This window comes from Variovorax sp. EBFNA2 (genome assembly GCF_033802765.1).
Lineage (GTDB): Bacteria > Pseudomonadota > Gammaproteobacteria > Burkholderiales > Burkholderiaceae_C > Variovorax > Variovorax paradoxus_H.
Window position 1 is genome coordinate 3,308,086 of record NZ_CP138496.1, and the last position, 26,479, is coordinate 3,334,564.

Annotated in this window: 24 protein-coding genes; 7 read left to right on the forward strand and 17 right to left on the reverse strand. The window is 68.9% G+C overall.

Annotation, left to right across the window (positions count from 1 at the left end; genetic code table 11):
- Positions 1–54: 54 nt before the first annotated feature.
- Both pgm and RZE79_RS15470 read left to right on the forward strand, forming a co-directional pair.
- Entirely contained in the window at positions 55–1,710 is a 1,656-nt protein-coding gene (gene pgm / locus RZE79_RS15465) for a phosphoglucomutase (alpha-D-glucose-1,6-bisphosphate-dependent) (RefSeq protein ID WP_319355300.1), read from the forward strand.
- A gap of 16 nt (positions 1,711–1,726) precedes the next feature.
- Positions 1,727–2,140, forward strand: a complete 414-nt coding sequence (locus tag RZE79_RS15470) for a PPC domain-containing DNA-binding protein (RefSeq protein WP_319355301.1) — start codon at positions 1,727–1,729, stop codon at positions 2,138–2,140.
- Here RZE79_RS15470 and RZE79_RS15475 read toward each other — a convergent pair.
- The 3 genes from RZE79_RS15475 to RZE79_RS15485 are packed head-to-tail and all read right to left on the reverse strand — an operon-like array spanning position 2,095 to position 5,182.
- On the reverse strand, positions 2,095–3,153 hold the full coding sequence (locus RZE79_RS15475) for an amino acid ABC transporter permease (RefSeq protein ID WP_319355302.1): 1,059 nt from the start codon (positions 3,151–3,153) through the stop codon (positions 2,095–2,097). The two genes, RZE79_RS15470 and RZE79_RS15475, sit on opposite strands and share 46 nt — an antisense overlap.
- Positions 3,150–4,148 (reverse strand): ABC transporter permease subunit, encoded by a 999-nt coding sequence (locus tag RZE79_RS15480; RefSeq protein ID WP_319355303.1) that lies wholly within the window; start codon positions 4,146–4,148, stop codon positions 3,150–3,152. Before RZE79_RS15480 ends, RZE79_RS15475 begins: the two co-directional genes overlap by 4 nt.
- Entirely contained in the window at positions 4,145–5,182 is a 1,038-nt protein-coding gene (locus RZE79_RS15485) for an amino acid ABC transporter substrate-binding protein (RefSeq protein WP_319361198.1), read from the reverse strand. The genes RZE79_RS15480 and RZE79_RS15485 overlap by 4 nt, the downstream gene beginning before the upstream one ends.
- 176 nt (positions 5,183–5,358) lie before the next feature.
- Here RZE79_RS15485 and RZE79_RS15490 point away from each other — a divergent pair, with 176 nt between their 5' ends.
- Positions 5,359–5,748: a DoxX family protein gene (locus RZE79_RS15490; protein ID WP_319355304.1), complete on the forward strand. Its 390-nt coding sequence runs from the start codon at positions 5,359–5,361 to the stop codon at positions 5,746–5,748.
- Between the two features lie 16 nt (positions 5,749–5,764).
- Here RZE79_RS15490 and def read toward each other — a convergent pair whose 3' ends face one another.
- The 5 genes from def to smc all read right to left on the reverse strand — a co-directional run bounded on the left by def (position 5,765) and on the right by smc (position 13,659).
- The gene (gene def, locus RZE79_RS15495) at positions 5,765–6,304 is read right to left on the reverse strand and encodes a peptide deformylase (protein WP_319355305.1); all 540 of its coding nucleotides are present in this window, start codon (positions 6,302–6,304) and stop codon (positions 5,765–5,767) included.
- 54 nt (positions 6,305–6,358) lie between these two features.
- Positions 6,359–6,781 carry a hypothetical protein gene (locus RZE79_RS15500; protein WP_228121768.1) on the reverse strand — a complete coding sequence of 141 codons (423 nt, stop codon included), beginning with the start codon at positions 6,779–6,781 and terminating at the stop codon, positions 6,359–6,361.
- A 119-nt stretch (positions 6,782–6,900) separates the two neighbouring features.
- Positions 6,901–8,997, reverse strand: a complete 2,097-nt coding sequence (gene ligA, locus RZE79_RS15505; protein WP_319355306.1) for an NAD-dependent DNA ligase LigA — start codon at positions 8,995–8,997, stop codon at positions 6,901–6,903.
- Between the two features lie 26 nt (positions 8,998–9,023).
- Positions 9,024–10,130 (reverse strand): cell division protein ZipA C-terminal FtsZ-binding domain-containing protein, encoded by a 1,107-nt coding sequence (locus RZE79_RS15510; RefSeq protein ID WP_099789182.1) that lies wholly within the window; start codon positions 10,128–10,130, stop codon positions 9,024–9,026.
- Positions 10,131–10,143: 13 nt separating this feature from the next.
- Positions 10,144–13,659: a chromosome segregation protein SMC gene (gene smc / locus RZE79_RS15515; RefSeq protein ID WP_319355307.1), complete on the reverse strand. Its 3,516-nt coding sequence runs from the start codon at positions 13,657–13,659 to the stop codon at positions 10,144–10,146.
- Between the two features lie 113 nt (positions 13,660–13,772).
- Between smc and RZE79_RS15520 the strand changes: the two genes are divergently transcribed.
- The 4 genes from RZE79_RS15520 (at position 13,773) to RZE79_RS15535 (ending at position 16,984) form a co-directional block, all read left to right on the forward strand.
- Positions 13,773–14,543: a hypothetical protein gene (locus tag RZE79_RS15520; RefSeq protein ID WP_319355308.1), complete on the forward strand. Its 771-nt coding sequence runs from the start codon at positions 13,773–13,775 to the stop codon at positions 14,541–14,543.
- Between the two features lie 53 nt (positions 14,544–14,596).
- Positions 14,597–14,917, forward strand: coding sequence for a transcriptional regulator (locus RZE79_RS15525; protein WP_070060699.1), 321 nt, complete (start codon positions 14,597–14,599; stop codon positions 14,915–14,917).
- Positions 14,914–16,212, forward strand: a complete 1,299-nt coding sequence (locus tag RZE79_RS15530; RefSeq protein ID WP_319355309.1) for a type II toxin-antitoxin system HipA family toxin — start codon at positions 14,914–14,916, stop codon at positions 16,210–16,212. Before RZE79_RS15525 ends, RZE79_RS15530 begins: the two co-directional genes overlap by 4 nt.
- Before the next feature lie 79 nt (positions 16,213–16,291).
- Positions 16,292–16,984, forward strand: coding sequence for a mobilization protein (locus RZE79_RS15535; protein WP_095948584.1), 693 nt, complete (start codon positions 16,292–16,294; stop codon positions 16,982–16,984).
- A gap of 276 nt (positions 16,985–17,260) precedes the next feature.
- On the opposite strand, the gene fabG is transcribed toward RZE79_RS15535, so the two are convergent.
- From fabG to RZE79_RS15580, 9 genes are read right to left on the reverse strand one after another with little or no spacing between them, the layout of a single operon-like run.
- Positions 17,261–17,992, reverse strand: coding sequence for a 3-oxoacyl-ACP reductase FabG (gene fabG, locus RZE79_RS15540; protein WP_319355310.1), 732 nt, complete (start codon positions 17,990–17,992; stop codon positions 17,261–17,263).
- Positions 17,989–18,462: a hydroxymyristoyl-ACP dehydratase gene (locus RZE79_RS15545; RefSeq protein ID WP_319355311.1), complete on the reverse strand. Its 474-nt coding sequence runs from the start codon at positions 18,460–18,462 to the stop codon at positions 17,989–17,991. The genes fabG and RZE79_RS15545 overlap by 4 nt, the downstream gene beginning before the upstream one ends.
- Positions 18,459–19,229 (reverse strand): class I SAM-dependent methyltransferase, encoded by a 771-nt coding sequence (locus RZE79_RS15550; protein WP_319355312.1) that lies wholly within the window; start codon positions 19,227–19,229, stop codon positions 18,459–18,461. Before RZE79_RS15550 ends, RZE79_RS15545 begins: the two co-directional genes overlap by 4 nt.
- Positions 19,226–20,080, reverse strand: coding sequence for a polysaccharide deacetylase family protein (locus RZE79_RS15555; RefSeq protein ID WP_319355313.1), 855 nt, complete (start codon positions 20,078–20,080; stop codon positions 19,226–19,228). Before RZE79_RS15555 ends, RZE79_RS15550 begins: the two co-directional genes overlap by 4 nt.
- Entirely contained in the window at positions 20,080–22,485 is a 2,406-nt protein-coding gene (locus tag RZE79_RS15560) for a transporter (RefSeq protein ID WP_319355314.1), read from the reverse strand. Before RZE79_RS15560 ends, RZE79_RS15555 begins: the two co-directional genes overlap by 1 nt.
- Positions 22,482–23,117: a LolA-related protein gene (locus RZE79_RS15565; RefSeq protein ID WP_319355315.1), complete on the reverse strand. Its 636-nt coding sequence runs from the start codon at positions 23,115–23,117 to the stop codon at positions 22,482–22,484. The genes RZE79_RS15560 and RZE79_RS15565 overlap by 4 nt, the downstream gene beginning before the upstream one ends.
- Complete coding sequence (locus tag RZE79_RS15570; RefSeq protein WP_153284218.1) at positions 23,089–24,099, reverse strand: acyl-CoA synthetase; 1,011 nt, start codon at positions 24,097–24,099, stop codon at positions 23,089–23,091. The genes RZE79_RS15565 and RZE79_RS15570 overlap by 29 nt, the downstream gene beginning before the upstream one ends.
- A complete protein-coding gene (locus tag RZE79_RS15575; protein ID WP_319355316.1) occupies positions 24,096–25,835 on the reverse strand; it encodes an AMP-binding protein in 1,740 nt (579 codons plus the stop codon). The genes RZE79_RS15570 and RZE79_RS15575 overlap by 4 nt, the downstream gene beginning before the upstream one ends.
- The gene (locus RZE79_RS15580; RefSeq protein WP_319355317.1) at positions 25,832–26,476 is read right to left on the reverse strand and encodes a hypothetical protein; all 645 of its coding nucleotides are present in this window, start codon (positions 26,474–26,476) and stop codon (positions 25,832–25,834) included. The genes RZE79_RS15575 and RZE79_RS15580 overlap by 4 nt, the downstream gene beginning before the upstream one ends.
- Positions 26,477–26,479: the final 3 nt, after the last annotated feature.

Sequence of the window (26,479 nt, forward strand, 5' to 3'; positions counted from 1 at the left end):
GAAAGCCCGTGCACGGCACCGCCGGCACGCTCCCTTTCATCACCCGCTTTCGACATGAGCACTTCTTCCCATCCCCTCACGGGCCAGCCGGCCCCGTCTGATCTGCTGGTGGACGTGCCGCGCCTCGTCTCGGCCTACTACACCGGGCGGCCCGACCCGGCCGTGCCGAGCCAGCGCGTGGCCTTCGGCACCTCGGGCCATCGCGGCTCCTCGTTCGACGACGCGTTCAACGAATGGCACGTGCTGGCGATCAGCCAGGCCATCTGCGACTACCGCAAACAGAAAGGCATCGACGGTCCGCTGTTTTTGGGCATCGACACGCACGCGCTGTCCACGCCCGCGTTCGCGAGCGCGGTCGAGGTGCTGGCGGCCAACGGCGTCGAGCTGATGCTCTCGAAGGACGACGAGTACACGCCAACGCCGGCCGTGTCCCATGCGATCCTGGTCTACAACCGCGGACGCACGACAGGGCTGGCCGACGGCATCGTCATCACGCCCTCGCACAACCCACCCGAAAGCGGCGGCTTCAAATACAACCCGCCGAACGGCGGACCGGCAGGCACCGACATCACCTCCGCCGTCGAAGCGGCCGCCAACCAGATGCTGGCGAACCAGCTCGAAGGCGTGAAGCGCATGCCGCTCGCGCAAGCGCTGAAGGCGTCCACCACGCACCGCCACGACTACCTGAACACCTACGTCGACGACCTGGCCCAGGTGCTCGACATGGACGCGATCCGCGGCGGCAGCATCGACTTGGGCGTTGATCCGCTGGGCGGCGCCGGCGTGCACTACTGGCCGGCCATTGCCGCGCGCTACAAGCTCCAGCGCCTGAACGTGCTGAGCCAGGCGGTCGACCCGACGTTCCGCTTCATGTCGCTTGACTGGGACGGCCGCATCCGCATGGACCCGTCGTCGCCCGACGCGATGCACGGCCTGGTCGCGCTCAAAGACCGCTTCGGCATCGCCTTCGCCTGCGACACCGACCACGACCGCCACGGCGTGGTCACGCGCAGCGCGGGCCTCATGCAGCCGAACAACTACCTCGCGGTGATGATCGACTACCTCTTCACGCACCGTCCGCACTGGCCGGCGCAGGCGGCCGTCGGCAAGACGGCGGTCAGCAGCCGCATGATCGACCGCGTGGCCGCGCAACTGGGCCGCCCGCTGTACGAAGTGCCCGTGGGCTTCAAGTGGTTCGTCGACGGGCTGGTCGACGGCTCGCTCGGTTTCGGTGGCGAAGAAAGCGCGGGCGCCACCTTCCTGCGCCACGACGGCAGCGCGTGGACCACCGACAAGGACGGCATCGTGCCCGCCCTGCTCTCGGCCGAGATCGCCGCGCGCACCGGGCGCGACCCCGGCGAGCGCTTCAACGAACTGACGCAGGCGCTGGGGCGCCCCGTGTCCGATCGCGTGGACGCGCCCGCCACGCCCGAGCAGAAGAAGCGCCTGTCGGCCCTGTCGCCGCAGCAGATCACCTCGACCACGCTGGCGGGCGAGAAGATCGAGAACGTGCTGAGCCACGCACCGGGCAACGGCGCGGCCATCGGCGGCGTGAAGGTCGTCACCGAGAACGGCTGGTTCGCGGCGCGACCGTCGGGCACGGAGAACATCTACAAAATCTACGGCGAGAGCTTTCTCGGCGACGACCACCTTGCACGCATCCTCGGCGAGGCGCAGCAGGTGGTCGACAAGGCGCTGTCGGCGAGCTGACGCGAGGCAACAGCGCATGGACACGCTCGTGCTGCGGCTGCAACCCGGCGACGACGTGCGCGCGGCGCTCGATGCCGTGCTGAAGCAAAACGGCATCGGCGACGCGGCCTTCGTGGTCTCGGGCATCGGCAGCCTGCGCGGCGCGCGCATTCGTTTCGCGGGCGCAGAGACGGTGACGCGGATCGAAGGCGATCTTGAAATCCTTACGCTCGCCGGCACGCTGTCGCCCGATGGCTCGCACCTGCATCTCAGCGTGTCGGATGCCGCCGGCCGGGTGTCGGGCGGCCATGCCGCACCGGGCTGCGTGGTACGGACCACAGCCGAGGTCCTCGTCGCGGTGCTGCCCGAATGGCGCTTCTCGCGCGAGCCCGACGCGCAGACCGGCTACGCCGAGCTGGCGCCCAGGCGCCGCTCCAGCCAGACGCTGTAGCGCGACAGCCCGAAGCACAGCAGCCAGTAGACGGCCGCGACGAACAGGTAGCCCTCGAGGTAGAACGGCCGCCAGACCGGATCGCCGCCCAGCGCGAGCCCGAGCGCGCCGGTCAACTCGAACAGGCCGACCACGGTGACCAGCGAGGTGTCCTTCAGCGTACCGACCACGCTGTTGGTCAGCGCGGGCACCACGAGGCGCAGCGCCTGCGGCAGCACGATGTCGCGCTGCACCGGCCAGCGGCCGAAGCCCAGCGCCATCGCCACCTCGGTCTGGCCGCGCGGCACGGCCTGCAGGCCGCCACGGATGATCTCCGCCAGATACGCCGCAACGAACAGCGTGAGCCCCATCAGCACGCGCACCAGCACGTCAGGCTGCCAACCTGCGGGCCACAGCAGCGGCAGCAGGAACGAGGCCATGAACAGCACCGAGATCAGCGGCACGCCGCGCACCAGCTCGATGTAGCTCGCGCTCAGCGTGCGCACCACCGGCCATTCGGAGCGCCGCCCCATCGCGAGCAGCAACGCCAGCGGAAAGGCCAGCGCCAGCCCGACCACGGCCAGACCGATGGTGAGCGGCAGGCCACCCCAGCGGCTGGTCGGCACCGTGCTCAACCCGGCCACGCCACCGTGCATCAGCCCGACGAACAGCAAGAGCGCCACGAGCCACAGCGGCACCAGCCACCAGCGCCAGCTGCGCGGCCAGGCGCTGAGCACGGTCACCGCAGACAGCACGACCACCGCGACGGCCGGACGCCATTGCTCTTCATACGGAAAGCGACCGAACAGCATCGGCCGCCACTTCTCGGCGACCACGCCCCAGCAGGCGCCGTGCTGAACGGCGCGGCAGGCATCCGCGTCGGGGCGGAACACGGCGTGCACCACGCCCCATTCGAACGCGTGGAAGCCGGCCCACGCGAGCAAGCCCAACAACAGCACCGTGGCGAGCGCGCGCAGCGGCGAACCCCACAGCTCGCTGCGCCATGCGATGGGGCCTTGAGCGACGTTTCTCATCGCCAGCCTCGCAGCGCGACGCGCGCGTTGTAGCGGTTCATGCCAAAGGAGATCACGAGCGACAGCAGCAAATACACCGTCATGATGATCGCGATGCACTCGAAGGCGCGTCCGTTCGAGCCGATGGTGGTGTTGGCCACCGACACCAGCTCCGGATAGCCCACGGCCACCGCGAGCGATGAATTCTTGGTGAGGCTCAGCAACTGGTTGGTGAGCGAGGGCACGATCACGCGCAGCGCCTGCGGCAGGATCACGATGCGCAGCTGCTGCACCGACGACAGCCCCAGCGCCTGCCCCGCCAGCACCTGCCCCTGCGACACCGACAGGATGCCGGCGCGAACGATTTCCGCGACGAAGGCTGCCGAGTACAGCGACAGCCCGGCGACGATGGTGACGTATTCCGGGCTCAGCGCGGCGCCGCCGCTCACGCCGAAATCACCGCGCTCGGGCCATTCGAAATGCGTGGGCCACCAACCGCCCTCGCCCGCCACGGGCCAAGGCACGCTGAGCCCGCCCTTGCTGAGCCACACGCCCGGCAGCAGGTGCACGGGCTCGGTCGGGTCGGGCAGCAGGTTGGCCATCGCGAAGGCCAGCATCAGCAGCTGCACCAGCAGCGGCACGTTGCGCAGCAGCTCCACGTACGCGGTGCAGATGCCGCGCAGCAGCACGTGCGGCGCGAGCCGGCCGATGCCGATCAGCGTGCCGAGCACCACCGCGAAGATGGCGGCCGGCACGGCTGCGCGCACGGTGTTGATCAGGCCCGCAAGAAACGCGCGCCACGAAGGTTGGCTGGCATCGAAATCGAGCCAGCCTTCGCTGATCGAAAAGCCTGCGGGCTCGGTGAGAAAGTCGAAGCCCGAGCGCACGCCGCGTGCGCGCAGCACCTCGAGTGCATGGTTCACCACCCAGGCGGCGCCCGCCACGACGGCCAGCACCAAAAGGGCCTGCACGAGCCAGGCCAGCCAGGCGCCGCGGCGCGAGGCCTGCCCACTCATCGAACAGGAGGTGCGTAGATCAGGCCGCCTTTGCTCCACAGGTTGTTGGAGCCGCGCGGCAGCTTGAGCACCGACTTGGGTCCGACGTTGCGCTCGAACATCTCGCCGTAGTTGCCCACGGCCTTGATGGCGCGGTACGACCAGTCCTTGTCCAGACCCAGCAGCTTGCCGAGGTCTTCACCGGCGCCGAGCAGGCGCTGCTGCGCCGGGTCTTTGCTGCCGGCCTTGAGCTGGTCGGCATTGGCTTGGGTGACACCGAACTCTTCGGCCTCGATGAGCGCGTTGGGCACCCACTTGGCGATGGCGAACCACTCGTCGTCGCCGCGGCGCACCAGGGGTGCGAGCGGTTCCTTGGAGATCAGCTCGGGCAGGATCAGGTAGTCGTCGGGGTTCGGCGCTTCCTTGTTGCGCAGGCCAGCCAGCGCCGAGGCGTCGGTGGTGAAAGCCTGGCAGCGGCCCGAGAAGAAGGCCTTGAACGAGGCTTCGAAGCTCTCGAACACCACGGTCTTCACCGGGATGTTCTGCGCGCGGAAGTAGTCCGACACGTTCTTCTCGTTGGTGGTGCCCGACTGCGTGCAGATGGTGGCGTTCTTGAGCTGCTTGGCGCTCGTCACCTTGAGCTTCTTGGGCACCAGGAAGCCCTGGCCGTCGTAGTAGGTGATGGTGGTGAAGTTGAAACCCAGGGAAGCGTCGCGCGTGAGCGTCCAGGTGGTGTTGCGCGCCAGGATGTCGATCTCGCCGGCCTGCAGGGCCGAGAAGCGCTGCTGCGAATTGAGCGGCACGAAGTCGACCTTCTTCGGATCGCCCAGCACGGCCGCGGCGATGGCGCGGCAGGTGTCGACGTCCAGGCCCGACCAGTTGCCCTGCGTGTCGGGGGCCGAAAAACCGGCCACGCCGTTCGTCACGCCGCACTTGACGGTGCCGCGCTGCTTGACCGCGTCGAGCGTCTTGCCGGCGAAGGCCGGGGCCGTGGCGGCCAGCGCGAAAACGGAGGCGGCGGCCAGCAGTGCCGGGCGGAATCGGGTGTTTTTCATCATGGGTGTGTGCTCCTCAACAGTAGGCAAAAGGCAGTGTACGGGGCGATGCAGGCCGGCGACAAAGAACCCCGCGTTGGATACATATGTCGATCCGTTCGCGGGCGACCGGTTGGCGGCGCGGCGAGTTTCACTACCATACGGCCCTTTCATCACTCCTGAACAGGAATCACACCATGGTCAAGTCCGACGACACCGGCAAGCTCATCCTGCGCGTTGCGCTGGGCATCCTCATCCTGCTGCACGGCATTGCCAAAGTTGGCAAGGGCGTCGACGGCATCGGCGGCATGCTCGCGTCGCACGGCCTGCCCGCGGTGCTGGCCTACGGGGTCTACATCGGCGAGATCCTGGCGCCGGTGCTGCTGATCGTCGGCCTGTTCACGCGGCCCGCAGCGCTGGTCGTGGCCGTCAACATGATCGTCGCGATCTGGCTGGCGCACCGCAAGGACCTGGGCGCGCTGAACGCCCAAGGCGGATGGGCGCTGGAGCTGCAGGGCATGTTCCTGTTCGCGGCGATCTCGCTCGCGCTCACGGGCGGCGGTCGCTTCGGGCTCAACAACAAGTAAGCAAGCAGGCGACGACTCAGTCGTCGTCGGCCGCATCGAGGCCTGGAAACAGGACCTCGGTGTAGCCGAAGCGCGAGAAATCGCGCACCCGCATCGGGTACAGCTTGCCGAACAGGTGGTCGACTTCATGCTGCACCACGCGCGCATGAAAGCCGTCGGCGGTGCGGTCGATCGGGTCGCCGTACAGGTCGAAGCCCGTGTAGCGGATGTGGGCGAAGCGCGGCACCACGCCGCGCAGGCCCGGCACCGACAGGCAACCTTCCCAGCCATCTTCCTCTTCGTCGCCCAGCGGCGTGATGACGGGGTTGAGCAGCACGGTGCGCGGCACCGGCGGTGCGTCGGGGTAGCGGGGGTTGAGGGTGTCGGTGCCGAAGATCACCAGTTGCAGATCGACGCCGATCTGCGGCGCCGCGAGGCCGGCGCCGTTGACCGCTTTCATGGTCTCGAACATGTCGCGCACCAGCAGGTGCAGTTCGTCGGTGTCGAAAGCGGCGACCGGCTGCGCAGTGCGCAGCAGCCGGGGGTCGCCCATCTTGAGGATTTCGCGGAAGGCCATGCGGGATTATGGCCAGCGCGCCACGCCCTCGCTGGGGCGTGTGCTTGCCTTGTGTCAGGGCTTGTCGGCCAGCGCCGGCGCGTCACGCCACGGCACGCCCGGCGGCGGGCGCATCGCGTTGCTCGGGTAGTTGGGCGACACGCCCGGGTGCGCAGGCGAAACGGCCGGCGGACGCATCTGAACCGGCGGACGGCCGGATGGATAGGTCGGCCGCACGGCTGGATAGCTGGGACGCACCGCGGGATAGCCGGGTCGGCCATAGTAGGGACGGCGGTCGTAGTACGGGCGACGGTTGTCGTAGTAGCCGCCACCCTGGATGTAGACCGGCGCCGGCACCACAACGGGACCAGGATCGGAGTAGTACGGATCGGAATAGCCGCCGGAGTAATACGGATCGCCAGGAACGGCCACGCAGCCGCCCAGCAGCGCGATGCCGCCGAGTGCGAGGCTGGTCGCGAGAACACGAATTTTTTGCATGAGGGACTCCTTGTCGGCCTTCTGTAATCGTTCAACGCCCGCTTGTAGACCCTGTTGACTGCGCGGATGTGAAGTCGCGTAACGGCCGGTAAGGGCCACAGTCAACGCCGCCGACCGCTTCAGGCCTCGGAAGCCGGCGGAACCCCGCTCGCGAGAATCTCCAGCATACGCGCCTCGTCGATCACGGTAACGCCGATGTCGCGCGCCTTGTCGAGCTTGCTGCCGGCTTCTTCCCCGGCCACGAGGTAGTGGGTCTTCTTGCTGACGGAACCGGCCACCTTGGCGCCGGCTGCCTCCAATTTATCCTTCGCATCGTCGCGGCTCAGCGTAGGAAGGGTGCCGGTGATGACGAAGGTCAGCCCCGCCAAAGGCTTGGGCGCGCGGACTTCGGGCTCGAACTCTTCCCAGGTCAGGCCGCAGGCCCGCAGTTGCTCGACCACTTCTCGGTTGTGCGGCTGGTCGAAGAAGGTGCGCAGGCTTTGCGCCACCACGGGGCCGACGTCGTTCACTTCGAGCAGTTGCTCTTCAGTCGCATCCATGATCGCGTCCAGCTTGCCGAAATGCTTGGCGAGGTCCTTGGCCGTGCTCTCGCCGACATGACGAATGCCCAGGCCGAACAGGAAGCGCGGCAGCGTCGTCTTCTTCGAGGCTTCGAGCGAGTCGACGAGGTTCTTGGCCGACTTTTCCGCCATGCGGTCCAGGCCCGCCAGCGTGACGAAGCCGAGCTTGTAGAGATCGGGCAAGGTGCGGATCAGGTTGGCATCGACCAGCTGCTCGACCAGCTTGTCGCCCAGCCCGTCGACATCGACCGCGCGCCGCGCCGCGAAATGCAGGATGGCTTCCTTGCGCTGCGCTGCGCAGAACAGGCCGCCGGTGCAGCGGTAGTCGACCTCGCCCTCCTCCCGCACCGCCTCGGAATCGCACACGGGGCAGGTGTGCGGCATCGTGAAGATGGCGCCGCGCTGGTCGTCGGGCTTGGCCAGGCTGTCGGGGGCGACGCCGACCACTTCGGGAATCACGTCGCCGGCGCGCCGCACGATCACGGTGTCGCCGATGCGCACGTCCTTGCGGCGGGCTTCGTCCTCGTTGTGCAGCGTGGCGTTGGTCACGGTCACGCCGCCGACGAACACCGGCGCCAGCTTGGCGACCGGCGTGAGCTTGCCGGTGCGGCCCACCTGGATCTCGATGCCGACCACCTCGGTGAGCTGCTCCTGCGCCGGGTACTTGTGGGCCACGGCCCAGCGCGGTTCGCGCGAGACAAAGCCCAGTTGCCGCTGCAGCGCCAGGCTGTCGACCTTGTAGACCACACCGTCGATGTCGTACGGCAGCGCATCGCGCTGGCGGCCGATGGTTTCGTGGAACGCTATCAGTTCAATAGCGCCAGTCGCCCGCGCGGTCTGCGTCGCGACCGGGAAGCCCCAGGCATGGAACTGCTGCAGCCAGTCGAACTGGGTGGCAATCTCGGGCCCGCCGTCGCTCGCGGGCGAAACCTCGCCGAGGCCGTAGGCGAAGAAGCTCAGCGGCCGCGCCGCCGCGATCGCGGGATCGTGCTGGCGCACCGCGCCGGCCGCCGCGTTGCGCGGGTTGACGAACACCTTCTCGTTCTTCTGCCCGGCGGCGATCTTCTCGCGCTGGCGTTCGTTGAGGGCATCGAAATCGGCGCGCTTCATGTAGACCTCGCCGCGCACCTCGACCACGGGCGGCGCCGCGCCTTTGAGCTTCAGCGGAATCTCACGGATGGTGCGGATGTTCTGCGTGACGTCCTCGCCCACCTCGCCGTCGCCGCGCGTGGCGGCCAGCACCAGCACGCCGTGCTCGTAGCGCAGGCTCATGGCCAGCCCGTCGAACTTGAGTTCGCAGACGTAGGCGATCTGCGCTGCGTCTTCGGCCAAGCCCAGTTCGCGGCGCACACGTGCATCGAAGGCGCTGGCGCCGGTCGGCGTGATGTCGGTCTCGGTGCGGATCGACAGCATCGGCACCCGGTGGCGCACCTTGGCCAGTCCGTCGAGCACCGCACCACCCACGCGCTGCGTCGGCGAATCGGGTGTGCGCAGCTCGGGAAACTCGGTTTCCAGCGCCTGCAGGCGCTGGAACATCTTGTCGTACTCGGCGTCGGGCAGTTCGGGCGCATCGAGCACGTAGTAGAGGTGGGCGTGGCGATGCAGCTGCTCGCTCAGTGCGGCGGCTTCGCGTGCCGCTTCGTCGCGCGTGGTCATTGGGGGTCCCTCGGGAAAAAGACGGATCAGCTGAAGAGGCGCCGCGCGAGCGGCGAGCCCGCGGCGAGGTCGCGTGCGTCGAGCGTGTCGTACAGCTGCTCGAGGTCGGTGCCGATCACGTCCATGGTTTCGTCGCGCAGCAACTGGCCGTCGCTGTCGGTCACCACGCCGTCCATCTCGCGGGCGAGCGTGGCAGCGGCTTCGCGCATGCGGCGGAACGGCTCTTCACCGCGATCGACCTGCGGCACATCGAGGCTCAGGCTGAGTTCGCGAATGGCCGATTGCGCCGGATCGTCGGCCAGCGCGGCCTGGGTGTCGAACGAGAGCCCGAGGATCGGCGGCAGGCCGGCCTCGCTGGTCGGCAGCACCATGCGCCCCGGGATGATCCCGGCGACGAAGCCCAGCCGCGCGGCGTTCTGCTGCACGTAGCCCGGGCTCCAGGCCGCGTGCAGGGCGCGCAGCACGAAGCCCAGTTGCGCGTCGTGCGCGCTGGCGAACTGGTCGAGTTCGCGCGCGCGCGCCACTTCGTCGAGCATCTCGGGAAACTCGGGTGCGCCGTTCACCGCGTCGGCGAAGGCCTGCGCCTTGACCACGAACTCGGAGTATTCAATCTCGTTGAGTGCCCCCGTGCGATTGGCCAGTTGCACGCCGACCTGGAAAGCGCGGTAGCGCTGCCCCGGTGCCGGCGGTTCCCACTGGCTGGTGAAGTCGTTCAAACCTTCGATGGCCACCGGCTTGCTGCCGGCGCGGCGCGTCGACGGCATGGCCGCCAGCGCGGCATCGCCCGAGGCCAGGCCTTCGAGCGAAATGGGCGCGATCACGTCGATCAGCGGATCGAGCCCGCCGCGGCGCTCGCCCGTGGGCACGGGCACGCCGCTGGGCGCGGGCAGGTCGGGATCGAACAGTGGCTCGTGGCGGTCGCTGCCGGCCACCTGGCTCGGATCGGCATGGAGCATCGGCTCCACGCCGCCGTCGCTGCCGCCGGCCAGCGCGCGTTCGGCTTCGGCCAAGGCGACATCGACCGCGTCGGGTTGGCGCGGCGCATTGCGGCGCGACATCAGGGTGTTGTAGGCCACGACGGCCGCGAGAACGAGGCCGCCGAGGATCGCCAGGGCGAGGGTGAGATTGCTCATGCGCGCGCCTGCCTTATGCCGCTTCGACCATCGAGGCCGCCGACTCCATGTCGACCGCAACGATGCGCGACACGCCCTGCTCCTGCATGGTCACGCCGATCAGCTGTTCGGCCATTTCCATGGCGATCTTGTTGTGGCTGATGAAAAGGAACTGGGTTTCACGGCTCATGGCGGTCACGAGTTTGGCGTAGCGTTCGGTGTTGGCGTCGTCCAGCGGCGCGTCCACTTCGTCCAGCAGACAGAAAGGCGCCGGGTTGAGTTGGAAGATGGCAAACACGAGCGCAATGGCCGTGAGCGCCTTCTCGCCGCCCGAGAGCAGGTGGATGGTCTGGTTCTTCTTGCCGGGCGGCTGCGCGAGCACCTGCACGCCAGCGTCGAGGATTTCGTCGCCGGTCATCACGAGGCGTGCATTGCCGCCGCCAAACAGCTCGGGGAACATGCGGCTGAAGTGCTCGTTGACGATCTTGAAGGTGCCGCCGAGCAGGTCGCGCGTTTCGGCGTCGATCTTGCGAATGGCGTCTTCGAGCGTGCCGATCGCTTCGTTCAGGTCGGCAGACTGGGCGTCGAGGAATATCTTGCGCTCGCTTGCAATCGCGAGTTCGTCGAGCGCGGCGAGGTTGACGGCGCCGAGCGCGACCACTTCGCGGTTCAGGCGGTCGATTTCGCTTTGCAGGCCGGTCAGGCGCACCTTCTCGGTCTCGATCGATTGCGCGACCGCTTCGAGGTCGGCGCCGGCATCGTCCAGCAGCTGCTGGTACTGCTCGACACCCAGGCGCGCAGCCTGTTCCTTGAGCTGGAACTCGGTGATGCGCTGGCGCAGCGGATCGAGTTCGCGCTCCAGCTGCAGCCGGCGCTCGTCGCTGGCGCGCAACTTGAGCGTGAGGTCGTCGTACTGGCTGCGAGCGGCGCCCAAGGCGGTCTCGCGCTCCAGCTTGAGCGACAGCGCATCCTGCAGGCCGGCTTGCGCGGCGGCATCCGACAGGCGACTCAGCTCGGCGCGGGCGCGCTCGTCTTCATCGGTGAGCGCCACGATCTGTTGCGCGGCGGTTTCGATGCTGCGGTTCAGTTCGCCGCGGCGCGCTTCGAGCGTGCGCTGCGAGAAGGTGGCTTCCTGTGCCTGCCGCTCGAGGCTGCGGTGCTGCTCGCGGCTGGCCGTGAGCGCGCGGCCGGCTTCGATGACGCGCTCGTCGAGCTGCGCATGGCGTTCCTGGCTGTCGGCCAGTTGCATGTCGAGCTCTTCGAAGCGACCTTCGGCGGCGATGCGTTTTTCCTGCAGTTCTTCGAGCTGGGCGTCGACCTCGCCGAGGTCGGCGGCCAGTTGCTGGCTGCGCGCGCGGGTCTGTTCGGCAAGCTGCGTCATGCGCAGCGTCTCGACCTGCAGTTCATGGGCGCGCGACTGCGTTTCGGCGGCTTCCCGGCGCGCGGCGACAAGGCGCTGCGCGGCGTCGCCGTAGGCGGCTTCGGCGCGGACCAGCGCGGTGCGCGCCTCTTCGTTGATGAGCGTCTGGGCCTTGAGCTGGCGCTCGAGGTTTTCCATTTCCTGCTGGCGGGCCAGGAGGCCGGCCTGCTCGGAATCGGGCGCGTAGAAGTTCACGCTGTGCGACGACACGGCGTGGCCGCTGCGCACGTAGATCACTTCGCCGGGCTGCAAGGTGGCACGCTGGGCCAGCGCTTCTTCGAAAGTCTCGGCCGTGAAGCAGCCGTGCAGCCAGTCGTTCAGCAGCGCTTGCTGGCCGGCGTCGTTCAGGCGCAGCAGGCTCGACAGCTTGGGCAGTGCGCCCGCGCCCTGCGGCACGCCGGCGGCGGGTGGGCTGTAGAAGGCCAGCTTGGCGGGCGGCGCGTCGTTGCCGAAGGCTCGCACCATGTCGAGCCGGCTGACTTCGAGCGCGCCCAGGCGCTCGCGCAGCGCGGACTCGAGCGCGTTCTCCCAGCCCTGCTCGATGTGGATGCGGCTCCACAGGCCCTGCAGGCCGTCGAGGCCGTGCTTGGCGAGCCAGGGCGCGAGCTTGCCGTCGGTCTTGACCTTCTCTTGCAGCGCACGCAGCGCTTCGAGGCGGGCCGAGAACTCGGCGTGGCGGGCGCCCTCGGTGTTGACGGCCTGCTGCTTGGCGCGACGGTCTTCGTCGAGCTGCGGCACGGCTTCCTGCAGTTCCTGCAGGCGGGCGTCGGATTCGCTGGCAGCTTCTTGCGCCGCAGCCAGCTGCTCCTGCATTTCGGTCAGCCGGTCTTCATCGGGCGCGGCCAGCGCGTTCTGGTCGGCGCGCAGGCGCTCGCTGCGCAGCGTGAGCTGGCGGCTCTGGTCTTCGATGTTGCGCTGGTCGGCGGCCAGCACCTGGATCTGCTGCTGCACCTGCGACACCGTGGCGCGCTGGGTGTTGGCTTCGTTCTGTGCACGCTGCACGGCCTCTTCGAGGTCGGGCAGGCGCGCGTCGTGCTCTTCGAGCTGCGCGGCCAGCAGGATGGCCTGCTCTTCGGCATCGACGCCGGCACCGGCCAGCGTCTCGATCTCGGCTTCGGCTTCTTCGCGGCGGCGGCCCCATTGACCCATCTGTTCGCGCAGTTGCACCAGGCGCTGCTCGACGCGCTGACGGCCTTCGACCACGAAGCGGATCTCGCCTTCGAGCCGGCCGACTTCGGCGCTGGCTTCGTAGAGCTTGCCCTGCGCCTGGTTCACCAGGTCGCCGGCACCGTAGTGGGCCTGGCGCACGGTTTCGAGTTCGGACTCGATGCGGCGCAGGTCGGCGGTGCGCGATTCGAGGTCGTTGATGGCCTTTTCCGAATCGGCCTTGATCTTGGCCTGGTCGGCGTCGCTTTCGCCGCGCTTGAGGAACCACAGCTGATGCTGCTTCTTCGTGGCATCGCCCTGCAGCGCGTTGTAGCGCGCCGCCACCTCGGCCTGCTTCTCGAGCTTTTCGAGGTTGGCGTTGAGCTCGCGCAGGATGTCTTCGACGCGCGTGAGGTTCTCGCGCGTGTCGCCCAGACGGTTCTCGGTTTCGCGGCGGCGCTCCTTGTACTTGGAGACACCCGCGGCTTCTTCGAGGAACAGGCGCAGTTCTTCGGGCTTGGATTCGATGATCCGGCTGATCGTGCCCTGTCCGATGATGGCGTAGGCGCGCGGCCCGAGGCCCGTGCCCAGGAACACGTCCTGCACGTCACGGCGACGCACCGGTTGGTTGTTGATGTAGTAGCTGCTGGTGCCGTCGCGCGTGAGCACGCGGCGCACGGCGATTTCGGTGAACTGGTTCCACTGCCCGCCGGCGCGGTGGTCGGCGTTGTCGAACACCAGTTCGACGCTCGAACGGCTGGCCTGCTTGCGCGTGGTCGTGCCGTTGAAGATCACGTCCTGCATCGACTCGCCGCGCAGTTCCGACGCACGCGACTCGCCGAGCACCCAACGCACGGCATCCATGATGTTCGACTTGCCGCAGCCGTTCGGCCCCACCACCCCGACCAGTTGGCCCGGCAGCAGGAAGTTGGTGGGTTCGGCGAACGACTTGAAGCCCGAGAGCTTGATGGAGTTAAGACGCACGACTTGTCGCCCTGCCTTGGCTTAGCGCCAAGGTATTGATTTGTAAGGAAAATTGCACGGGCCCGCAGCTTGAAGCGGGCCGCCGCCCCAGCGGTGGATGATAACGTCAGGGCATGAGTGATTCCCTGGCTTCTCCCCTCGCGGCGCGACGCACCTGCCTGCTGGCGGGCACCGCGGCCGCCCTGCTCGCACCGCTGGCGCTGACGGGCTGTTCATCCCTTCGATCCACCGAGCGCGCCGAACCCTACGGCAACCAGGAGTGGCTGCAATCCGCCACCAACCGCATCGCCAATTTGTCGTTGCGCGACAACCTGCAGTCGGTGCGTCGCGTACAGACCACGCTGTACCGGCGCAACCCACGCGAATGGCGCAAATCGGCCGCCAGCATGGAAGAAGCCACGCAGCGCACCTGGGACGCCGTGATGCAGGGCACGCCCTTGCCCGAACTGCGCGGCGCGACCGGCATCGATGCCATCCGATTGGCCTTCGAGACCGGCCCGCAGGCCTACCAGGGCGACCGCGTGGCGGCGCTGGTCGTCGGCTGGGCTTCCATGCTCAAGCAGGCCAACGGCAACACCTGGGACCAGACCATGATCGACGGGGTCGACGCCGAGAACAGCTACCGCACGGCGCGCAACTTCGAAATTTCGCTCTGGCTGATCTCCTCCAAGACCGGCCCCGACGGCCAACCGCTGCTGCTGGCCACCGAGATCAGCGATCGCGGGCGCAACCTCGTGGCCGACCGCGAGCTGTCGAAGGTGGTGGCACGGCTCGACCTTCTGGCCGCGCAAGCCGACGAGAAATACCGCCGGGCAGCCCTGGATTTCGGCCAGAACTGGGTGATGGGCGTGGTCATGCCACTCTTCACGCTGATCCCCAAGTAGCTTTTGCATCGGAAATATGTTTCCCAAATAGGCATTTGCGGTAATATCTTTCCGTGGACAAGCAGGAACTCATCACCGCCCTCACGGCCCGACGCGGGGCCACCGGCCTCACGAACGCCGAGATCGCACTGCGCTCCGGGCTCACCGAGCGCTCGGTGCGCAACGCCCTGAGCCTGAAGGGCAATCCGCAGCTGTCGTCGCTGCTCGCGCTGGTCGATGCGCTGGGGCTCGAACTGCAGCTCGCGCCCAAGGGTTTCGGCGAAGGCACCGCGGTCGATCCCGGCTACCGCCCGGTCGCCACGCGTGTCGGCCGGGCGCTGGCTGAAGCGCCCGCCGCGCCGCCCTACGTGCGAGGCCGCCGCTCACCGCCATGAACGTCAAGATCCTCGAGATTTCCCTCGGCGCGCACCGCCTCGGCAAGCTGTTCCAGTACGCCGACCTGTGCCGCTTCGTGGCGGAGCCCGAGCTGATCGCCAGCCCGCCGCCGGGCGTGCTGTCGCTGTCGATGGTGGCGAGCGACCCGGCGGCCCAGGCTGCGCTGTGGAGCGACGTGAAGAACCCGCTGTTCAACGCTCAGGGCGGCCAATTGCCCGGCTTCTTCCAGAACCTGTTGCCCGAGGGCGTGCTGCGCAGCCACATCGCGCAGCTGCGCGGCTGCCGCGACAACGACCACTTCGAATTGCTGGCGGCCTGTGGCGGCGACCTGCCCGGCGCCGTGGCCGCACGCCCGGTGTCGGTGGACCGCGGCACATTGCAACGGCTCATCACGCAGGACCAGGACGCGCTCGAGATGTCGGTGGTCGAGCTGCCGATGCCGCAGGGCATTTCGGTCTCGGGCGTGCAACCCAAGCTGGGCCTGCGCCGCCAGGGCGGTCGCTACGTGGCGCGCGTGCGATCGGGCGCCAGCACGCGCGTGATCGCCAAACTGCCGGTAGCCGGACGGCCCCACATGCCGCAACTCGAAATGCTCTCGCTGCAGATGGCCGGGGCGGCGGGCGTCGAGGTGTGCCACGCCGAACTCGCGCCGCTGTCGGCCATCGCGGCGGAACACAGCTATGCGCTGCCGGACGAGCCCGAGTTCCTGGCGGTCACGCGCTTCGACCGCGATGGCGCGCGCCGCATCCACTTCGAAGATTTCGCCCAGGTGCTTGCGGTCGATCCGATGCACAAGTACAGCGGAAGCTACCTCGACATGGCGCTCGCGATGCGCGCCTTTCCGTCGCTGGGCGAAGACGCCGTGCTCGAACTGGTGCGGCGGCTCGTGGTCAACGATCTGCTGGGCAACCCCGATGCGCACCTGAAGAACTTCGGCGTGCTATACCCCGATGGCATCGCCCCGCGTCTGGCGCCGGCCTACGACATCGTGGCTTACGCAGCGCTGCAGGGCGTCGAAGGCCATGCGCTCCCGCTGCTGCCGACCCCGGTGGGTGCAGCCGCTGTACGTCGCACCGCCATGTTCACACCGACCAACGTGCGCGCCTTCTGTTTCTCGGCCGGCGTGCACGAGCCGCGCATGCGGCGCGTCGTCGCCGACACGGCCCGCCTCGCGCGCGACCAGTGGCCCGCGATGATCGACGCCTCGGCGCTGCCGGCTCCGTGGAAGAAACGGCTGCAGCAGCGCTTGCAGGCACATCCCTTGCTGCAAGGCATGAGCAAGCGAGGCCGCTAGCCACAGTGGCGCCGCAAGCGAACCCTAGAATGAATCCGCCCTCCTCCACCCCTCAACCCATTCGAGGCAGCAACCAGTCATGAGCTCCATCAATTTCATCGGCGGCGAAAAAGGCGGTGTCGGCAAATCGGTCACCGCACGCGTGCTGGCCCAGTACTTCATCGATCGCAGCCGCCCTTTCACCGGCTTCGACACCGACCGTTCGCACAGCTCTTTCACGCGCTTCTACGAGGGCTTTGCCTCGCCCGTGGTGGTCGACAGCTTCGAGGGCCTGGACACGGTGGTCAACGGCTTCGAGACCAACCCGAAGCAGAGCGTGATCGTCGACCTCGCGGCGCAAACGCTGGCGCCACTGTCACGCTGGATCAAGGAATCCGACCTGTTCGACGTGTTCGAGGAAATCGATGTCACGGTCAACTTCTGGCACGTGCTGGACGACGGCAAGGACTCCACCGACCTGCTCGGCACGCTGATCGACACCTTCGGCAACCGCCCCAACTACATCGTGGTGCAGAACTACGGACGCGGCAGCGACTTCGGGATGCTGCTGGCGTCGCAGTCGCTGTCGAAGGCCAATGCGAACGGCGCGCGCGTCATTGCACTGCCGCGCCTGCACGAAGCCAGCATGCGCAAGATCGATGCGCAGAACACGAGCTTCTGGAAGGCCGTGAACGACCGCGAAGGCGCGCATGCGCTCGGGTTGCTGGAGCGGCAGCGTGTGAAGTCTTGGCTGGCTACGGCTTACGCTGCGTTCGATACGCTGCCGCTCTAGATCTTTTACGGGCGCCCGACAGGCGGCACGGCGCGGTCGGCCCCACTGTGCCGGCCCTTCGGGCTTCCCTGCGGTGCTCGCGTTTCGCGGGGTCTCGCAGAACTCGCCTTCGGCTCAGACAGCTGCGAGCCCTGATCCGCGAAACGCTGTGCTCCTCGGCGGCACAGAGGGGCCGCCCACACCGCACCGCCTGCCGGGCTCCGGGGATGCATGAGTGCCCCGTCCTTCAACGAGAAAGACGAATCTGGAGCGCCCCCTCTTGGAGGCGCCGATGCTTCAGATCATCCCGCCGTTGATCGAGATCACCTGCCCCGTGATGTACGCGGCTTCATCGCTTGCCAGGAACGCTGCCAGCGCCGCCACTTCCTGCGGCGTGCCGGCGCGCTTCACGGGCACCATCTGGTTGATGAGCGCAGGGTCGAACACTGCATCGGCCATCGGCGAGGCGATGATCCCCGGCGCGATCGCGTTCACCGTCACGCCGCGCGACGCCACTTCGAGCGACAGCGCCTTGGTTGCGCTGTTCAACGCCCCCTTGGCCGCGGCATAGTTCACCTGCCCCCGGTTCCCCGCGATGGCGGCGACGGACGAGATGTTCAGCACGCGACCCCAGCGGGTGCGCATCATCGGCAACAGCAGCGGTTGCGTCACGCGGAAGAAGCCGTTCAGCGATACGTCGATCACCTTGTGCCATTGCTCGGCGCGCATGCCGGGCAGCACGGCGTCGTCGTGCACGCCCGCGTTGTTGACGAGTATCTGCACCGCCCCGCCTTCGAGAATGCGCGCGCAGCCGGCCGCACAGGCCTCGTCGCTGCGCAGATCGTACACATGGCATTCCGCCTTGCCGCCGGCGGCGGTGATCGATGCGGCCAGTTGCTCGATCGCCTCGGGCCGCGAATTCGCGTGCAGCAGCACGGTCGCGCCGTCGCGTGCAAAACGCTCCGCCATGGCCGCGCCGAGCGCGCCGCTGGCGCCGGTGATCAGTGTGCGTTTTCCTTCGAAACTCATGACGGTGTGCTTCCCATGTCCGCCAGCGGCGTGTTCAAGACCACCACGGCGCGGCCCTCGGCCAGCAGGCGGCCGTCGTCGGCTGCCACCGTGAATTCATACAAGACCTGCCGGTCGTCGCCGGACAGCCGCTGGGCGCACACCTGCAACGCCCCGTCGATGTCGTCCAGCCGCGCCACCGCGAGCTTCACGTTGCGTGCGCTGGCCAGGAATCCGGCCGATGGCGTGCTGCCTTCGGCGGCCAGCAGGCCACCGTGCAGCGCCATCGCTTGCGCCGCGTACTCGATGGCGTTCGGCGCGAGCAGCCCGCTGTCGGTGCGCAGCGGGTTGTCCGCCTGGCTGTGCGTCGTGGTGCTGCAATGGATCGACTCGGCGTCCCAGCCTTCGAGGCGCTCCAGCAGGCACATGCTGCCGCTGTGCGGAATGCGCTGCGCAATGCCTGCGCGGTCGAGCGTCTGCGGTGCCGTCAAGCGACGGCCTCCAGGTCGGCCACCAGCAGCACGTTGGCAAACGGCGTGCCTTCGCTCATCGGAATGCTCTGCACGCGGAACCCCAGGCGCTGCAGCAGCGCGGACCATTCGGTCAACGGCCGGCCCCAGGTCGGCGAAACCTTGTGGCCGCGGATGCGCGTCACGGTGCGATCGACCCACTGGCTGATCGCGAAACCGCGCGTGCTCGACGCGTCGCCCACGCGCAGCAGCAGGCGCGCCTTCGGGTTGCCGCCGCGACGAAGCGCGTCGCGCACGCGCGTCAACACACCCTCCTGCGCGGTGAGGTCCACGTAGTGCAGCACGTCGAGGATCACGACCAGGTCGCAATCGGGCAAGGCGGCCGTGCACATGTCGGCGCACACGAGCCGCGGCGTGGGCTTCAGGTGACCGACCGACGCTTCGGCGCGCGCGACGTCCTTCGGCATCAGCTCGATGCCCGTGTAGTCCGCGGCGGCCGGCGTGGCGGCCCATGACGCGGGCCAGCGTCCTTGCTGCTGCATCGCGCTCATCGACGCCAGCAGGCTCACGAAGAGGCCCTGGCCGCAGCCGATGTCGACCACGCGCCGATGCTGCGCGTCGATCAGCCCGCGTTCGAGCAGGCCGCGGAACACCGGGTCGCGCCCGAGCTTGCCGCGGGCGAACTGCCAGGCGAAGGTGCCCCCCTTCTTGTAGGGAACGGTCGCGGCTTCGTGCAGCTCGCGCCAGGCGTTGTCAGTGGTCATCGTCGATGGCATCACGGCGCTCATGCGGTCTTCAATCCTTCAGGCAGGGTCACGGCACGCAATCCGTCGGTGCGCAGGCGTTGGAACAACAAGGGCAGGACCTCGAGCAGAACCGGTTGTCCTGCCGCGTTGCGCGCGGCGTTGCCGTCGTGCAGCAGCAGGATGTCGCGCGCCAGCAGGTTGCGGGCGAGGCGCGCCATCACCTTGGCGGCGTCGCCTTCGCGGGTGTCGAAACCGCGCCGCGTCCAGCTCACGAGCGAGAGGCCGAGGCGGTGCAGCACGGGTTCGAGAAAAGGGTTGCGCAGGCCGGCGGGTGCGCGAAAACAGGTCGGGCGCTGGCCGGTCACGTCGGTCAGGATGTCCTGCGCGCGCGCGATCTCCGCCGCGAAGCCGCGCGGCCCGAGGAAGGAGAAGTTGTGCCGGTGCTGCGCCGTGTGGTTCTGGATGCTGTGGCCGCGCGCGACGATCTCGCGCGCCAGTACCGGGTGCGCCTGCACGCGCTCGGCGATGCAGAAGAAGGTGGCGCGCTGGCCGTGGGCGTCCAGCAGGTCGAGCACACGGGGGGTGACGTCGGGCTCGGGCCCGTCGTCGATCGTGATCGCCACCTCGCGACGCGCACCGGCGGCCTCAGGCAAGCGCGTGACGTTCGGGCCGAGCAGGTTGCTGCGCGGCGTGAGCCCCGCGCCGGTGATCAGCGCATGGTTCAGCACCACCGCGCCGAGGGCCCAGGGCCATGTGCCGGGCATCAGAACGCCCGCGCCGAGGGCCGCCGCATGCACGGCCGCGCTGGCGCGCATGGCCGGCGGCCAGGGCCAGGATCCGGAGGCAACGACGGGGACAGAAGGCGACGACATGGTGGGGCCGGATTTTCCCATCAGCGCGGTCGCTGCGGGCTCGGGCCCTTCCCGGGCATCACGTTGCGTGCGAACGCGGCCGACAGCAGCAGCGCCAGCAAGGCGCCCGGCGCCACCACGCGGCCGATGGACGACAGCGCCGGGATGTCCGAGATCGCGATCAGCCCGAACGACACCACCGTCGTGAGATTGGCCAGCATCAGCGAGGCCAGCGTGTCTTCGTCGGCGCGCCCGGTCGTGCGCAGCTGGTCGAAGAACAGCGCGTAGTTCGAGCCCACGGCAACGATCAGCAACAGCCCCACGAGGTGCAGGATGCCGAGCGCGGCCTGCGCCAGCGCCATGCCGCCCAGCGTGAGCACCACCGCGAACAGCAGCGGCTGGCACACGGCCAGCAGACGGCGCCACGAGCGCAGGTACACGCCCAGCAGCACCACCACCGCCAGCGCGCCCAGCAGCACCTGCACGAAGGCCTCGTGCAGGTAGCGCTTGTAGAGGCCGCCGAGTTCGCGGCCGACGTCCACCACCTGCACCTCGGGCAGCCCGGCCAGTGCGGCTTCGAGGCGCCCCTGGTCGAAGCCCGGGCCGGGATGCAGCACGACCAGCGTGGACCAGCCACCGCCCGGCCGCTCGTACATCAGCGTGTTGACCACGGAGCCCAGGGGGCCGCCGATGAGGTCGGCGCGCTGCACGGGCGCTTGCTTGCGCGCGGCCTCCACGTCGGTCACGAAGGCGCCGAGCCGGGACGCCGGCAGCGGCAGGCCTTTCGTCGCTTCGGCCAAGTTGGCGCGCAGCGTGTCGGCATCGGGCAGGCTGGCCAGGCGCGCGGTCTGCGCCGCCACGCTCGGCAGCACGCGGGTCACGGTTTCGTAGCCGCTGAGCTCGCCCTTGTCGACCAGCGCGTCGAGGCGCGCGGCCGCGGCCTCGGTGTGGCGCAGCGCGGCCTGTTCGTCGTCGCCGAAGGCCACGACCAGCACGCCGCCGTCGCTCGCGCCGATGTCCTTGCGCAGCATCTCGTCGAGCTGCTGGGCCGAGCGCGGCACCGGGCTCATCGCACTCAGGTCGGCGCGCCACAGATGGCCGCCCTGCCACAGCACCAGCGCCAGCGCAGCGACGCCGAGCGCTGCCAGCGGCCAGCGCAGGCGCGGCAGGCCGCGCACCAGCAGGCCGGCCAGTCGCGCCATGTGTCGGCGCATGCCCATGCCGGTCGCGCCATCGGGCGCCAGCACCGGCAGCACGTAGCGCGTGGCCAATGCGGCCGACACCAGTCCGGCGATCGAGAACACGCCCAGCTGCGCCAGCCCCGGAAAGCCCGAGAACACCAGCGCCGCAAAGCCGCACACGGAGGTCAGCAGGCCGAGGCGCACCGTGGGCCAATGCACCTCGCGCCAGCGTTGCCAGCCGGTGCCGGCCACGGCCGCGCCGCGCGCCTGGATCAGGTAATAGATGGCGTAGTCGACCGTTTCGCCGATCAGCGTGCTGCCGAAGCCCAGCGTGAGCCCGTGCACCGAGCCGAACACGAGGCTGACCGACGCCGTGCCGACCACCACGCCCGTGGCCACCGGCAGGAAGGCGATGACGAGCGCGCGCGGCGAGGCAAAAGCCAGCAGCAGCAACACGCTCATGACGATGCCGCCGACCACCGCGAGGTGCATGGCCTCGGTCTTGATCTTTTCGCGGCTCATCACCGAGAACACGGGCGCTCCGCTCAGCAGCAGCTTGGGCGAAGCCTCCCCCATGCCGCGCGCGGCAGCTTCATAGGCGGCCTGCACACGCGCGATGGCGACGGCCTGCGCATCGAGGTCGCCGCCGGCCGCACGCGTCGTGGCGATCATGAGTGCGCGCGGCGCGTCGCGCGACATCCAGACGCCGCCTTCGCTGCGCGGCGCACTCGCCGGCACCAGCTCCATCGCGACGCGCTGGGTCTCGCCGGTCGGGTCGCGGTCGAGCAAGGGCTTGATCGCGTTGCCAGCCGGCGTGCCGAGCATCGACAGCGTGTCGATGATGGCGTCGCGCAACCCCGCCACCGTGAACTGCCCCGGCATCACGCCGGACGACAGCTGGTAGCGGTGCTCGAACACCCAGGTGCCGGCCTCGCTCCAGTCGCTCACGTCGCCGTTCTGTACCAGGTCGAAGAGCTTGCTCTCGCGCATCGCCTTGCCGACGGCGCGCGAGACTTCAGCACGCTGTTCGACGCTGCCGCCTTCAAAACCCAGCATCAGCGTGCGCGAGGCGACGCCGCTTTGCAGCTGCTCGATCAGCACGCGCTGACGCAGATCCGGGCTCTTGGGGAGAAAGGCCGACAGATCGGCGCCGATCTGGGTGCGCGCAATGACGACCGCGCCCAGGCCCACGACCAGCAGCCACGCCAGAAGAACGACGATGCGGCGCGACCACCCGGGCGGCCCGCCCGCCTGCGCCAGGCTCACGGCGTCGCGCGCCCGGGGGCGCTGGCCGGCACCGCCGACGGGGCGGCTTTGGGCGAGATGTTCATGACCGAGCGGTCGCCGCCCACGAACTCCATCTCCAGCCCCAGCACCTCGCCGCCGCGGCCCGTGATGCGCATGCTGCGCACCTGCGCGGCCAGGCGACTGTCATTGGGGGTCAGGTCGAGCGTCCACTGGTTGGCGGCGCCGGACACCGTGCTCTTGAAATAGCGCTGCAACGTGGTGCCGTCGCCGGTCAGGGTGCCGCGCATGGCTTCGACCAGGCCCAGCAGCTCGGGCATGCTGTCCAGCGCGAGCGTGCGGTTGCGGTTGCCGCGCGACAAGGTCAGCGTGTTGCCGTCGACCGCCATGGTTTCGATGCGCGGCGAGAGCGTGCGACGCACCAGCTTGTCGGGCGCCTCGAAGCTCAGCGTGCCGCTCGCGTCGAGCGGGCCTTCGAGGCCGTGCACGAAGCGTTGCTCGGTGAAGCGCGCCTCGCCGCTCTTTTGCCTGGACAGCAGGCCCATCAGTTCGGGCAGGTCGAACGCCGCCCACGCCGGCGCGGCGCAGAAAGCCACGGCGAGCACCAACACCTTGCAAAGCCGATCAAGCCGCATCTTCGAGCCAGAAATCATGAAAGTTGAACCAGTTGTACGGGTAGGCGCGGCACAGCGCCTCGAGGCGGGCCACATAGGCTTCGACCGCGCTGCGGATGCGGCGTTCACGTTCCGCGGCATCGGCGAACGGCGTGCCGAAGTCGGCCAGCGGGTCGAACCGGACATCGTAGCGGGCACCGCCGCCGTACATGCCGGCCATGAAGAACACCTTGCGGCGCAACAGCGCCGCAAGCCGGAACGGACCGTCGTTGAAGACGGCCGGCTGCCCCAGAAAAGGCAGCACGATGTTGTTGCCGCGCTGGTTCGCCGGCTGCTCCTCGCTGCCCGGCAGCGTGCGGTCGGCCAGCATGCCGCCGAGGCCGCCGCCGTCGAGCCAGTCGCGCAGCGCGAGCATGGAATGCGGGCGGCCCAGCGAGATCACATGCGGCCGCATCTCGGGCAGCGCGATCGCGTTCAGGATGGCGGTGATGCGCTGCGCGTTGTCGGGATACATCAGCATCGCCAGCCGCAGGTGGTTCTGGGGCGCCTGCTGCTTGCAGGCGCCAAGCACCTCGAAGCTGCCGATGTGCGCGCCGAGCAGGAAAGCGCCCCGCCCTTCGGCCACCTCGGCCTCGATCGGGGCATTGCCTTCGATCTTCAGCTTGAACAGGTCCATGCGCCCGCGCAGGAAGTACACGCGGTCGAGCACGGTCGAAGAAAACGCGTGCAGCAAACGGTAGCCGTCGACCCAGCCCGCACGCGGACCGATGGCGCGGAACAGGTAGCGCTTGATATGGCGGCGCGGCGCGGGCGCAAACAGCAAAAAGTACAGGCTGATCGGCGGCAGCAGCAGCCGCGTGACATGGCGCCCGCACACCAGCGCCATCAGGCAGATGAAGCGCAGCGCCAGCATGTTGCTGCGCTCGGGCGCGCGCGCCCAGTCGCCCTGCTGCGCCGTCGGGCGGGCAGTCTGCCGCGCCGCTTCGTCCAGGGCGCGCGTCTCGGCGTCGGTGTGCTTCATTGCGCCGACTCTGGCACAGCCGTCCAGCGGCCGGTGACAGCCACCACGCCGTCGCAGCGCACGTCGAAGCGCACCCCGCGGCCCGTTCCGGCCTCCGGTTGCAGCTCGATGGAGAGGGTGCTGCCGGGTCGCACCGGCGCGAGGAACTTGGCGGCCGCCAGCGTCGGGCTCGGGCCGAGCCGCGCCGACAAGGCCGGCACACGCCGCACGACCTCCATGACTTCGGCCAGCAGCAACGCGCCGGGCACCAGCGGCTGGCCGGGGAAATGGCCGGCGAAGGCCGGATGGTCGACCGGCACCGTGTGCGCCATCTGCACCGGCGTCTGGTCGTCGGCGAGTTGGGCCAGCGCAAATTCGCGCAGCGCCCGCACCGTGAGCTTGCCCGTGCCTTCGCGCGGGAAGGCCTTGACCTGCACCACGCGGCGCGGCACGAACACGGGCTCCAGGCGTTGCCGCAATGCAGCAATGATGTCGGTCGCCGACAGCGTCGGCGCGACGACGAACGCCACCGGGCGCACCACGCCGTCGGCCACCTCGTCGGGCAGCCAGAAGGCGCCGTCTTCGACGCCCGCGATGCTGTTGAGGTGGTAGTTCAGGTGCGCCAGCGAGCTGCGCCGCCCGGCGACGTGAATCAAATCGTTGGCGCGGCCGAACAGCCGGAAGCGTCGTGCGTCGAGCAGTTCGAGCACGTCGGCCATCGGCGTGGGTTCGGGAATGAAATCGCCGCTGAAGATGAAGCGCTCGGGGCCGTCGCCCTCTCCCGGCTCCGCGTGCACGCGGATCTCGCCGAAGGTTTCCCAGATTTCGCTGTCGGTCGTGCGGCGCGTGGCGACCTGGCCTGACTCGGTGCTGCCGTAGATTTCGAGCAGCACACCGCCCAATGCCTGCTCGGCCTGCAAGGCCAGTTGCGGCGAGAGCGGCGCGGTGGCCGACAGGATCAGGTCGACCGACGGCAACTCGATGCCCGACAGCAGCAGCGTCTTCAGATGGAACGGTGTGGTCACCAGCGCGCGCGGGCGCGGCACCGAGGCCAGCGCCTTCGCGACGTCGGCCGGGAAGAACGGTCGCCCGGTTTCGAAGGCCGCGCCGCCGAGCATCGCGAGCAGCACCGAGGACTCGAGCCCGTAGCTGTGTTGCACCGGCACGGTCGCGACCAGCGTGAGCCCTTCGAGCGTGGGCCGCTGCAGCACGCGGCACAGCCGCTCGACCGCGACTTCGACATCGCCGACCAGCGTGCGCCAGGCTTTCGCGTGCGGCTGCGGCACGCCGGTGGAGCCCGACGTGAGCAGGCTGGCCGCATGCCGGCCGCCGTCGATGACAGGCACCGGTGCATCGCCCGCCGGTCCCGGAACGGCCTCGACCGGCAGGCGCCGCATGCCGGGGGTGTCGAGCTGGGTGTCGTCGGTCAGTGCAAACAGATGCGGACCGCCGGTTTCGGTCAGGCGCGCCAGCGTGTCGGGCCGCGCATCGGGCGGCAGCAGGCTCGCATGGCCGCGCACCAGCGCGGCGCCCAGGCTCACGGCGAAGGCGTAGCGGTCCAGGCACAGATTGACGGCCGGACCTTCGGCGGGCAGCACGGGCGCCAGGCGCGCGACGTCGGCCAGGAACTGGCGCGCGCTGACCGGTTGGCCGCCTCGCCAGGCCAGCGGGGCGTCGGGGTTGCGGTCCGCGAGCAGCGGCAGGAAAGAGGAAGAAGCGGTGTCGATGGTCACGCGGGCTGCCTGCGCCTGTTTCATTGGCCGCCGGCGCCGTGGTCCACCGTCGAGGTGCCGTAGAACGCGCGCACTGCATCGACGAGCCGCGTGCGTTCGAATTCGGGGTGCAGGCGGTAGCGCACGAGGTGCTCGCCCACGAACAGCAGCGCCACGCTCAGCGGCGACAGCACGTTGGCCAGCAGCGACCAGGCCGAGAACGACATCGTCAGGTAGACCACGATCGACGACACGACCACCACGGCGAAGTACACCGTCCACACCTGCGTGAGATGCGTCGTGTACGACAGCATGTGCCCCTTCAGCGGGTGCACGCGCTGCGCGAACTGGGTGATCAGCGGCAAGCCCTTGCCGCGCAGCGTCGAGCCGAACCAGCCGCAGAGCGCGCCGTTGATGCCGACGTGCTGCAGCACATACAGACGGTTGGTGTCGCCCGCCTCACCGAGGAAGACGAGCGAGAAACCGCCGATGCCCAGCGCCGCGGCAGCGGCCAGGCCCCAGCGGCCGAACCAGCTGGCGGCAAAGCCCATGGCCGCGATCCACAGCGGGCCGAGCAACACCACCACGGCCCAGGGCTCGGTGGCGTGGAACAGCGTCATCCAATGGGAGAGCCCGGCATACGTGACCCCCACCAGCAGCAGGAGGACGAGTCGCCATCGAGACATGGA

Excerpts from the sequence above, each read along its gene's own strand:
- RZE79_RS15480 (WP_319355303.1), bottom strand. The coding sequence starts at position 4,148 with ATGAGTGGGCAGGCCTCGCGCCGCGGCGCCTGGCTGGCCTGGCTCGTG.
- RZE79_RS15565 (WP_319355315.1), bottom strand. The coding sequence starts at position 23,117 with ATGATTTCTGGCTCGAAGATGCGGCTTGATCGGCTTTGCAAGGTGTTG.
- pgm (WP_319355300.1), top strand. The coding sequence starts at position 55 with ATGAGCACTTCTTCCCATCCCCTCACGGGCCAGCCGGCCCCGTCTGAT.
- RZE79_RS15500 (WP_228121768.1), bottom strand. The coding sequence starts at position 6,781 with ATGCAAAAAATTCGTGTTCTCGCGACCAGCCTCGCACTCGGCGGCATC.
- RZE79_RS15535 (WP_095948584.1), top strand. The coding sequence starts at position 16,292 with ATGAGCTCCATCAATTTCATCGGCGGCGAAAAAGGCGGTGTCGGCAAA.
- RZE79_RS15575 (WP_319355316.1), bottom strand. The coding sequence starts at position 25,835 with ATGAAACAGGCGCAGGCAGCCCGCGTGACCATCGACACCGCTTCTTCC.
- RZE79_RS15475 (WP_319355302.1), bottom strand. The coding sequence starts at position 3,153 with ATGAGAAACGTCGCTCAAGGCCCCATCGCATGGCGCAGCGAGCTGTGG.
- ligA (WP_319355306.1), bottom strand. The coding sequence starts at position 8,997 with ATGACCACGCGCGACGAAGCGGCACGCGAAGCCGCCGCACTGAGCGAG.
- RZE79_RS15510 (WP_099789182.1), bottom strand. The coding sequence starts at position 10,130 with ATGAGCAATCTCACCCTCGCCCTGGCGATCCTCGGCGGCCTCGTTCTC.
- RZE79_RS15520 (WP_319355308.1), top strand. The coding sequence starts at position 13,773 with ATGAGTGATTCCCTGGCTTCTCCCCTCGCGGCGCGACGCACCTGCCTG.
- RZE79_RS15550 (WP_319355312.1), bottom strand. The coding sequence starts at position 19,229 with ATGAGCGCCGTGATGCCATCGACGATGACCACTGACAACGCCTGGCGC.
- RZE79_RS15485 (WP_319361198.1), bottom strand. The coding sequence starts at position 5,182 with ATGAAAAACACCCGATTCCGCCCGGCACTGCTGGCCGCCGCCTCCGTT.
- fabG (WP_319355310.1), bottom strand. The coding sequence starts at position 17,992 with ATGAGTTTCGAAGGAAAACGCACACTGATCACCGGCGCCAGCGGCGCG.
- RZE79_RS15470 (WP_319355301.1), top strand. The coding sequence starts at position 1,727 with ATGGACACGCTCGTGCTGCGGCTGCAACCCGGCGACGACGTGCGCGCG.
- RZE79_RS15580 (WP_319355317.1), bottom strand. The coding sequence starts at position 26,476 with ATGTCTCGATGGCGACTCGTCCTCCTGCTGCTGGTGGGGGTCACGTAT.
- RZE79_RS15530 (WP_319355309.1), top strand. The coding sequence starts at position 14,914 with ATGAACGTCAAGATCCTCGAGATTTCCCTCGGCGCGCACCGCCTCGGC.
- RZE79_RS15570 (WP_153284218.1), bottom strand. The coding sequence starts at position 24,099 with ATGAAGCACACCGACGCCGAGACGCGCGCCCTGGACGAAGCGGCGCGG.
- def (WP_319355305.1), bottom strand. The coding sequence starts at position 6,304 with ATGGCCTTCCGCGAAATCCTCAAGATGGGCGACCCCCGGCTGCTGCGC.
- RZE79_RS15555 (WP_319355313.1), bottom strand. The coding sequence starts at position 20,080 with ATGGGAAAATCCGGCCCCACCATGTCGTCGCCTTCTGTCCCCGTCGTT.
- RZE79_RS15490 (WP_319355304.1), top strand. The coding sequence starts at position 5,359 with ATGGTCAAGTCCGACGACACCGGCAAGCTCATCCTGCGCGTTGCGCTG.